Origin of the sequence: Candidatus Seribacter sulfatis (genome assembly GCF_964187635.1) — a bacterium.
GTDB classification, from domain to species: domain Bacteria; phylum Verrucomicrobiota; class Verrucomicrobiia; order Opitutales; family Seribacteraceae; genus Seribacter; species Seribacter sulfatis.
In genome coordinates this window covers 1-9739 of the sequence record NZ_CAXLMO010000047.1, presented here as the reverse complement: position 1 = coordinate 9739, position 9739 = coordinate 1, and the positions used below count along the sequence as shown (strand labels likewise).

Sequence of the window (9739 nt, the reverse complement as noted above, 5' to 3'; positions counted from 1 at the left end):
TAGAGACTGTATTGTGGAAACTTACCCTTAAACTTCTTGCCGGGTGTACACGGAGTATGTGGCGATGTTAATGGCACATAGAGGAAAAAAGGATTATCCTTATCCGAAGCCTGACGCTTGATGTACTCTCGGGATTCACGGGCAAAGTCAGCCAGGCAGGTATGGGCATCGAAGTCAGCAGCACCTGCCCCCACCCGTTTGTAGTCATTATACTCGTTATGGGGCCACCCTGCGTTCAAGGTCGGAATCGACAGGGATTTATTGTTTCTGAGGTATAGATAGGGAGCCATATCCAGGGAGGAAAGAATGAAAAAGGCTTCGTCAAACCCGACATCCACCGGTCCATTACGGAAAGGTTTACTGTAATCAACCCGCCAGGAATCATCTTTTCGATCCGGGCTCGCGGGAGGTTTTTTCAAAAGTTCCCAATCCGCCCCCAAATGCCATTTTCCCACCATACCCGTATGATATCCATTTTGCTGAAGGAAATTGGGCAGGTTGACCCGATTTGGATCCATTAGAGCTTGTGAACTGGCTTTGACCAGCACACCTCTTTTGAGACGACTCCTCCAGTTATAGCGACCTGTAAGAATTCCATAGCGAGTGGGTGTGCAAACGGAAGAAGTCGTATGTGCATCAGTAAAGCGCATACCCTCCTTTGCCATTCGGTCCAGTGCGGGAGTCGGTACGAGTCCACCCATATGACTGGGTTCACCCGGGCCCATATCGTCGGCTAAGATAAGAATAATATTGGGAGTCTTACCGGCAAAACAGTTGATTACAGCCAACAGGAAGGAAAAGAGGATTAGATTTGTCTTCATAGATTTTTTAAGAGCATTCTTGTACTCTAAAAACAAATCAATTGAGTAATTTGTCCACCAAGAATTCGACCTGCGACGGGTATTTCAATTCAGCACCGGGGTATTTCAAATGTGCTTCCAACTCCAAAGCGTCCGTCTTTTCCTTCAGGGCAATGCCCAGGTTGACATGATGGATGATCCAGCCGCGTAATCGATTCCTGTCAGTAGGAGGCTTCGCTGATGGATCCATGCCGTAACTCATAAAGATGGGTGGATCATCCTCGGAAATAAGGGAAAGAGCAGAGTGCTGAGAAGCGATTCGGCTAGCCTCCTCAAGAGTACTGGCACCCCAGGTTGCCATACGTATTTTTTCGGGATCGACCAGTCCATCAAGAGGCCGAACAAATCCTTCCGCTTCGATTTTGGATCCCATGATATCGGTAATCATTTCTTTCCAGAATTCGGTTTTGTTCGTAGTCTGCCCACCGGTGGTAGCCACACAGGTCAACCGGGTGGATTCCCGCTTAATGGGATCCTTGCTCTTGGGTTTTGCCATGTCGTCGGAGTAGGCCAACCACATACAAATTTGAGCACCTGCCGAGCCACCGAAAGCGGCGACCCGGGACTTATCCAGATTCCATTCCTCGGCCTTGGAACGCATAAACTGCAAAGCACGCCTGGCATCATGGTGGGAAGTGGGCAACGGCGTGTCGATGGTCAGATATCGGTAATTAATCGACGCAACGGAGATACCAGCCTTTAAGAGCTGGCTCAAAATATCATTACTCAATTTTTCCTTACTGCCTGCACGAAAGCCTCCGCCATGGATATAGATCGCCAACGGGGTTGGCTTGTCGCTCTCCGCCAACCAGGTGTCGAAAACATTACGCTCATCTTTACCGTATTTCACATTGGCATGAGTGGGTGTTCTTCGTTCTTTCCCTTGATTAGTCTTCTTGCCTTGCCCGTGGGATCCTTGCTTTTTGGCTCTAACTGTAGCAATACGAACAACCACCCCCAACTCCTTTTCAGATAGATCCCCATCCCGATCTGAGTCCGACCTTGGGAATCGTTTAATGATCATCTTTTTCATCGCTGCTTTTTCAGCATCGGACAATTTACCGTCTCCATTTAGATCCGCCTGCGGTTTGATTTTCAGGATTTGATTGTCCAATGCACTCTCACTCGCAACGGAAGTACAAACCACTGCGGTTAAAAGGAGTGTTATCAAAAAGTGGAAATTTTTATTTTTCATAAGTTATTAAATTTATCTGCTAAGTAGTTTGAATATGGCGAGGAGTAAAACCGCAATCCGCGAGAAAGGAAGAGTGAGGAAGTGCTTACCCAAGGATAGTGGTTACTATTCAAAACGCGTTTAAAGCGAAAAAGTTTCACTTACATATTTCTGTCTAAGTAAAATTATTACGACCACTACCCTCTTTAATTAGCAAGAAAGAATAAGGAGAAACATTTTCCAGCCCAAAACGAAACCGGGCCAACTAACTTGGGATCAACGAAAAGTTCAGACGCACCAACTTATTAAAGAATCAAATTTTAAAATGCCTGCGCCGATCGGAACGATCTATAAATCACCATTTCCGTTTGGGTGAATTTGGTTATCTCAGCAGATGGTTGATATTATTGACTTAAAAGGGCTATTTTTGAAATGCAAATTTTCTTCTTCTTAAGAAGTAGTGTAAGCCTAAAATTATCAATAACTAAGCAATAAGATGGGGCTAAAACTAGAGTCAGAAAAGTCGACCTGAATAAGTCTTATTTCTCTTTTCGTTTAAGTTTTTTATCCGAATAAAAAACTCCGATCACCCGGGTATCTTTTCCCTTTAATCCGGATCGGGAAAAATCACCCCCTGGATTTCCATCCTTATCCATCATATTGCAGGTCATCACATAGCGGTTGAGTTCAGGAATAAAGGCAATATCAGGATCCTGGATACGATAATTATCCCAGTCATCCACTTCGTCTGAGCGGGGAGTAATCGCCAACCCCAGGTATTGAAAAGGTTTACTGAGACTGTCTGAACGCCATGCAGTCACCTTATACGGACTACCCTTAGATTCTCGGTCGCAGAAAATGTAATAACTTCCCTGAATTTTAGCAATGGTCGCATCCCCCACCCCATACTTGTGTCCGCCATTGGGGTTTGGATCCACAGTCTTCGGGTTTACCATTTCCCAATCACCCAGACCGGTTCTGGAAGTAAAATGAGCGAGGCTGGTCCCGTCGGGCCCATGGGGAAAATGACCGTGCTCCCCAAACATATGAAAAAGTCCATTTTCATAAAAGATCCCAATATCATCGCATTTTTTATGCGGAAAGGAACCGGAGACTTTCCACTTACCACTGGATTTCTCGAGGGGACCCGAATAAGTATATACTTTCCCTCCTTCATAGATGTAGTACACGCCATCGACTTTTACGCCATCATCATATTCGTAGAAATTACCAATTTTGTACTGATCGGTAACCAGTTCCCAATCAGCACTGCTCCAGGAAAACTTTTTACTCCGCCATAAATGAGCATACTGCGGTGTATGACTAATGATCAGGTAGTAAGGATAATCCAGTTCCGGTTCCACAAATAAAACGGAATCATGATTATTTCCCTTGGTGCTTGTAAATACATTATCATCAACTGGGCGGTGCCATCCCACCCATGGATCTTTCACGGTGGAGTCCTTCTTTCCATAGACCCCAAAAGAGACAGACCCCATTACAAACAACCACCCACAAATTAAAATTCTACTATTTATATTCATCTTTTTTATTTCTATTGATTGAGTAAATCATAACAAAGGAACCAATATTTTATCCAAAAAAACAAGCTTGGAATAACAAATGGAAACTAAAAAATTAAATGGCTATTTATTGCTGTGGGCAAAAATCAGCAAGTAATTAAAAATGGCTATTTCTTCAGGACAAGTTCAATTCCTTCATCGGTTATGTTGATCTTTCCTTGTTTATAGAGGCCACCAATTGCCTGCTTAAACACTTTCTTACTCACTTGAAATTCTTTCTTTATATCTTCAGGTGGACTCTTATCGCCAAATTCTGACTTCCCTCCAGAAATCTTAAGATGATTCAAAATTTTATCGAAAGTGGAATGAACATGCCTGCCTTTATCTGGCTGTAAGGAAACATCAATCCGACCATCTTCTCGAACACCCGTGATATACCCTTTGAGTTTCTGACCTTCTTCATACTTATCGTAAACCTGATTACTGTAAACCAATCCTGTATACTGATCATTGATTGCTACTTTGAAGCCTAAATCAGTTAAGGCGTAAATCTCAAGATCGACCTCCTCCCATCGAGCAAATTCATCCGGATCTACATGTTCAATTAAATGCTCAAAATTATCTTTCATTCTTTATTGATCATAACAACTTTTGAAGCTTTAGAAACATTGATTTTGATTTCTTTGTAATTCAGAATCCTGAGCAAACCGATCATCACAGACAGGCAAACATTAAGGTTAAAAGGCTAAAGCAAGCCTGTAGAATAATGATCTAATCGTGATCACACTTTGCCTGACGACAAAGCTTGAAATTACGGAAATGAGCAGAAGCCAAAAACAGACCACCAACAGAATTGAGAATAGTTGTGAGATTAAGAAAACTACCCGAACTTTGATGAGTGCAAGAAGTACAAATCCCGTTAGCATCAAATGAATGCCCCGTATGAAATGAATATTGGTAAATTGCAATGAACAATATAAAAGCCAAACCAGTAATACTAAGTCCCGCTACTACCTTATCCTTGTGCTTACGACAGCCCATAAATACGGCAAGAGAAGTTGTGGGTACGACTAAAAAAACCATCCATAAGTGAAAGTTTTCGTGAACCCAAAAAGTGGTGGAAATAATCGGAAGCAAGGCAAGTAGAACCGGTGTAAGCAAACAGTGCACAGCACAGATTACCGACATACTGATCGCCAGTGAATCCAACCAACCATGTGTATGGCATTTTACTGTTTTTGAGGTACTATTCATTTCCAAGGTGTCTGACTATAGAGACTTATATTATCCTGTAAACATAGAATACCAAAACCTTGCAGCTAAATGCTTATTATACTGTCCAATCAAAAATGCTTCCCTCAACCAATCTGTAAGTCATTCTTCCCCCCATTGGTTGATGTTCATCCTCAAGCCATGCTTTTTTAGCAAAGGCTTTATTGCCCTACCCCATGTCTGATATCCCTGATTGTTGAAGTGTAGTAAATCGCGATTATACAGGTCTTTATTCTGCTGACCTTTTTCAGTTGTGAAAAAGGGATTCAAATCAATATGAGATACATATTTGCCATCTGCAAGTTGTGGTAACATGGCATTGACTTTTTTCGCTCTGTCATTTTCAGAGCCCTCCTTTCTAGGAAAGACGGAGAAGATCACGAGTTTCGATTTCGGTAGACGAGTTCGAACTTCAGCCACAATGGCTTTGATTCCTGTAAATATGTCCTGCGGTTTATCTGCAGGATACGCTTTTTTGGTATCATGCATATTATTGGTTCCGATCATCAAAGTTACTAACTTGGGGGAAATTCCATCAAGGGCACCATTCTCAATTCGCCAGAGAACATTCTGTGTACGATCCCCGGGAAATCCAAGGTTGAGCAGATTACTCCCCTCAAACACACCCGGATATTTACTCCATGAATGAGTAATCGAGTCTCCGATCATCACAAAATCGATCTTGCCGTTTTTTGCCTCCCTGAGTTTCTCTTGATGCAACTTCGGCATGAATTTTTTTAATGTGGATGGTACGGGAATCACTGTTGATGGCTTTTCTCCAAATGCACTGCAGAATATGCCATTCGATAAAAACAATGCAGCAAGGAGGATTGAGTTTCTTGTATTCATGACATTCAAATCTTTACCCAGTTAACGGGATCTGCCTTTGATTGCCATGTTGCCTGTGTTTTGGATCAATACAATGAAATTCCAAGTCAGCAGATTTGGCAGTAAGCTTCATGTCAACCCAACCATGGGCATGGCCTTTTCCAAAATAGTAACTAACTGCCGGTTGGTTGATAAGATGAAGATGACCCCGTTGATCCTGCTGCCATTCATGGGTGTGGCCATAGAAATAGGCCCTTGCATGCTTGTGTGCGGCAAGTAGTCTCAAAAGAGAAGAACCATCTCGCATGCCCTTGATCGGACGCACCCCAAGATTGGGATACGGATTGAAGTGACCAAAAACAAGGGCGGGCTTATCTGTCCTCTGGTCGAGTTCTTGGGCAAGCCAGTTCAACTGTTTCTCCCCCAGGATTCCCTTTCTTCCGGAATCCAATAGGAAAAAATTAGCGTGGGGCCGTTCAATCACATCCGCATGAATCCCCATCTGTTCTTTCTTTAAAAACGGGAGCAATTTCCAAAGTTTATCACGGTTATCATGATTACCAATGGTTATATGAACGGAAATCCCCGCAGCACGGATGGGTTCAAGAAGCCTCAAGAGCTCTTTGTACTCGGCTTCCGTTCCTCTGCTCATGGCACAGTCGCCATTGATGATCAGGTTAGACGGTCTCGGATTGAGTTCTATTATCTCCCTTGCTGACTGGGCAAGGCTATCCGCCATGTTTACCCACTCGTGTTCCTCTTCTTTGACAGGAGAGCCCGGCCATTTTGTGCCGGGGTAGGAACGATTGGGATCATCACTGATATGGGTATCCGCAAGCAAAGCAATACGATTAGGGTCAAATCGAACGGATTTACTATCCGCTGCAACAAAAGAAGATGCTGTAATGGTTGCACCGCTCAGTACGAATGAACCTTTAATAAAATCACGACGGGCGATCGGTGGGAGAATGATTGGCATTTTAAACTCTGCTTAACGACTTGTTTCGATAGGAACGCCAAACCAATCCGACAGGGTCCTGCTCAACCATTCTATGGATTCACGACTGGGTGTCTTAGAATCAAGTTTATGCTTCTTTTTACCAACAACCCAAAGAGTGTACCAATTGGAACTGCCTCCGCCACCCTTACTACTCACTTTTTTTACATGCATCTTGAAACTTTTGATTTCTTGAGAGCCGATAAACTTTTTGGAGGAAAAACATAAAAATTGCTTTTTGATCTCAAGCCCCCCTTTGGACGCGGTGAAGAAAGTCGAACCGAACAAAGCCCATAGTATTTCGTGACCAAAATAGATAAGCAAACCAATTCCAATCAATAATGCTCCCGCGACCACCATGGCTGCTTCTTCGAACGGTCGTTCAAAAAGTTTCGACCAACCATTTATCCCGAAATACAATGGAACTCCACTAAAAACACCTGCAAATATAGAGTATATTATGGCCGCAATTATTCTCGTGCTTACATCCTGTGGACCGTAGCAGATGATATGCGTGTCGGGATCCGGGGATGGAATGATTTCAATGGAATCCGTAATTTTATGCGGAGAATCAAAGCCATGCTTGGGAAAACCCGGTGCAGGATCACTCATTCCGTTTTTAGGATATTCTTTCTTTTGGGCATGCAGACTACGAAAAAGTTATCAGAGGCTTTTTGCAAGATTTGAAAATCAACCCAATCACTTCGAAATCATTTTAGAACTCGTGGAAAAGCGAGTTCTGCCCAAACAGGCTTGTGGTCAGACAAAGGTTTTTTCAATTCAATGATGCCTCCATCGATTACCTTGGTGCGGGGAAGGTTATTGTAGAAAATATGATCAATCACTCCTGCGTTCGGTTGTTCAGGCTTCAATGCATTATAGGTAAATTCCTTAGAGACATCGACCTTCAGATCTTTCCAGGTAGGTTTATACCCTGATGCCTCAAGCATCTTCATGGCAGTATCGCCCATATTATTATTGAAATCCCCAAGCACGATCACCCGGTCGGTTTTATCTTTTGGCAAGACCTCATTGGCCAACCGATAGGCATGTCCCGTTTTATGATTGTCTGTCGAACGGCAGATATGGAGGGAATAAAAAGAAATGGGAACGCCGTCTATTTGAGTGATTGCCTGAACTACGGATGCCGGGTTCCATGAACGCTTTCGCTGAACAGTGAGATCATGCTCAACCGCTCTTTGCAGAGGGGTCCGACTGAGGATGGACTTGTATTTGTCCCTATGATTGGCAGAAGAAATTTTGCCAACATAAATGTGCTTCATGCCCACAACCTTGCCCACGCGGGCAGTCCAGTCCCCATCGGGAACCTCATTAAATCCGATAATGTCAAAATTGTAGGGTTTGAACATCTTGCCAATTTCCTCTGGCGTGGCATTTTTTCCGAACTCTACATTGTAAGCGGCAACCCGAATGAGAATGGATCCTTGGGATTCATTTGCAAAGACTGATCCTACTACGAGTAATCCCCATAAGGCTATGCCGGCGAGAATAGGTGTTTTTTTCAAAAGGTTCATTTTTTCTTTTTCGTCTTTTCATTGTGAACCTTTTGTATCCATGCGATCGCTGCTGTTGCCACAAGCTGATGGCCACCATCAAAAATGGTGACCGTTGCATTACCTGACTTTCTGGTAAAGAGGGGTTGCTTCTCGCCGTAGCTTCGATCTGGATGGGCGGCTTGCAGATTCGGAGGCACTTTTCTCTTCTTCACGAAGTAGGCAATATCCTTATCCGATATCCGGTCTTTAGCTTCCGCCAGTTCATTAAAGGCAAGCAGTGAATGACTGATGGAGACGATCTTCTCTTTAATCCCTGCGTGGAGATGCAGTGTCGTTCCCTTCGCATTGCTCAGAAATGTAATGGGGGAGCGCTTTGCATACTCCGCATCAACCGCCGGACTGTCACCTGGAGCTCCCCCGCATGACTGTTCCAATGCTTCGACATGCTTTCCCTGTGCATGCCATGCTGCCAAGTCCGAGATGGGCACCCAAGCTGAAACCCCAGCCCATAAGTCAGGATGGTGGCCAGCCATTACTAAAGCAGTATAGCCCCCTCCGGAAGTGCCAATAAGATAGATGGCGGAGCTATCGATTTGGGTCGCTCCCTTGGCGTACTCGACGGCACTTACAATATCTGCAACAACCAATTCTGAACCGGTGGCTTCAGGTCGATTGTTGGGGCCTCGGAAGTCTGGATGAATATACGCCCACCCATGTTTGATGCACCATTGTTCAATGGCTTTGTGGTATTTCTGTTTGTAGTTTCCGGACCAGGTATGAAGAGCCACCATCAAAGGTACGGGCTCTTTGGATACGGGAGCATAAAACATCGCGGGTTGCTCGGAATGATCTGCCGAGCTTTGGTACTTAATTTCTTTTGCTTTTGAGCCATATACGGCGGTGGATAACACCATCACCCACAGAAAGATTAGGTTTCTCATAGATTCTTCTTTTTATTCATGGTTTAAGTATGGGCGGATGTAGCTTGCCGGTTTTTCAGGATGGTGCACCTGAAGCTATTTAGCATTAGTTAGTTCAAATGAAGCCAACATGGGGCAGTGGTCTGAGGGGGTAAGGAGAGACGGCTTTTAAATCAAGCTTATTACTTGCATCAAATTGCCGGCTATTTGGCTTCAATGATAAAGTCACTGCGGTCATAGGCGATGTTGAGTGCCTCGAGGATTTGGGCGTGCTTCTCAAGGCGACGCTGAAAGGATTCCCAGTTTTTTCTTTTCTCATCTGTCCAGGCAACTTCGGCAACCGAGATCAGGCGAGGAAAAATCTTACTATCTAGGCGATCCATTCGAATGTCCTCCGTCCATACGGGAGCTTCCACACCAATAACGCGGGCCCGTTCTTCCGGAGTTAGACTGCCAGGAACAGGTTCGAATGCATAGATCGACTTTGCGGACACCAGGCGGCTTCGATACCTTCTGTTATGCTTGTTCAATTCTTCTGCGTTGGCATTGTTGGCGGGATAATCGAGGTAGATCTTCCGATTATAGGAGTTGATGACCTCTCTGCCGGCACGAACCCCTTGCAACGCTTCTGACGGTTTGTTCCAAGCC

The 9739-nt window shown here is 44.2% G+C and carries 11 protein-coding genes; all 11 read right to left on the bottom strand.

Annotated elements, in window-relative coordinates; all coding sequences use genetic code 11:
• Window positions 1-821, bottom strand: an 821-nt coding sequence (locus ACKPQ5_RS05550) for a sulfatase-like hydrolase/transferase (RefSeq protein WP_407678110.1), incomplete at its 3' end; no start/stop codon positions are given.
• 37 nt (window positions 822-858) lie between these two features.
• Window positions 859-2055 carry an alpha/beta hydrolase fold domain-containing protein gene (locus ACKPQ5_RS05545; protein ID WP_407678109.1) on the bottom strand — a complete coding sequence of 399 codons (1197 nt, stop codon included), beginning with the start codon at window positions 2053-2055 and terminating at the stop codon, window positions 859-861.
• Between the two features lie 518 nt (window positions 2056-2573).
• Complete coding sequence (locus tag ACKPQ5_RS05540; protein ID WP_407678108.1) at window positions 2574-3578, bottom strand: hypothetical protein; 1005 nt, start codon at window positions 3576-3578, stop codon at window positions 2574-2576.
• A 146-nt stretch (window positions 3579-3724) separates the two neighbouring features.
• Complete coding sequence (locus tag ACKPQ5_RS05535) at window positions 3725-4186, bottom strand: S1 RNA-binding domain-containing protein (RefSeq protein ID WP_407678107.1); 462 nt, start codon at window positions 4184-4186, stop codon at window positions 3725-3727.
• Window positions 4187-4328: 142 nt separating this feature from the next.
• Window positions 4329-4811, bottom strand: a complete 483-nt coding sequence (locus ACKPQ5_RS05530) for a MerC domain-containing protein (protein ID WP_407678106.1) — start codon at window positions 4809-4811, stop codon at window positions 4329-4331.
• A 120-nt stretch (window positions 4812-4931) separates the two neighbouring features.
• Window positions 4932-5678 (bottom strand): GDSL-type esterase/lipase family protein, encoded by a 747-nt coding sequence (locus ACKPQ5_RS05525; RefSeq protein WP_407678105.1) that lies wholly within the window; start codon window positions 5676-5678, stop codon window positions 4932-4934.
• Window positions 5679-5691: 13 nt separating this feature from the next.
• Window positions 5692-6636, bottom strand: coding sequence for a metallophosphoesterase family protein (locus ACKPQ5_RS05520; RefSeq protein ID WP_407678104.1), 945 nt, complete (start codon window positions 6634-6636; stop codon window positions 5692-5694).
• 12 nt (window positions 6637-6648) lie between these two features.
• Window positions 6649-7266: a hypothetical protein gene (locus tag ACKPQ5_RS05515; protein ID WP_407678103.1), complete on the bottom strand. Its 618-nt coding sequence runs from the start codon at window positions 7264-7266 to the stop codon at window positions 6649-6651.
• A 98-nt stretch (window positions 7267-7364) separates the two neighbouring features.
• On the bottom strand, window positions 7365-8189 hold the full coding sequence (locus ACKPQ5_RS05510) for an endonuclease/exonuclease/phosphatase family protein (protein ID WP_407678102.1): 825 nt from the start codon (window positions 8187-8189) through the stop codon (window positions 7365-7367).
• Window positions 8186-9112 (bottom strand): alpha/beta hydrolase family protein, encoded by a 927-nt coding sequence (locus ACKPQ5_RS05505; RefSeq protein WP_407678101.1) that lies wholly within the window; start codon window positions 9110-9112, stop codon window positions 8186-8188. The genes ACKPQ5_RS05510 and ACKPQ5_RS05505 overlap by 4 nt, the downstream gene beginning before the upstream one ends.
• 182 nt (window positions 9113-9294) lie before the next feature.
• A partial coding sequence (locus ACKPQ5_RS05500; RefSeq protein WP_407678100.1) for a family 20 glycosylhydrolase occupies window positions 9295-9739 on the bottom strand: 445 nt, incomplete at its 5' end.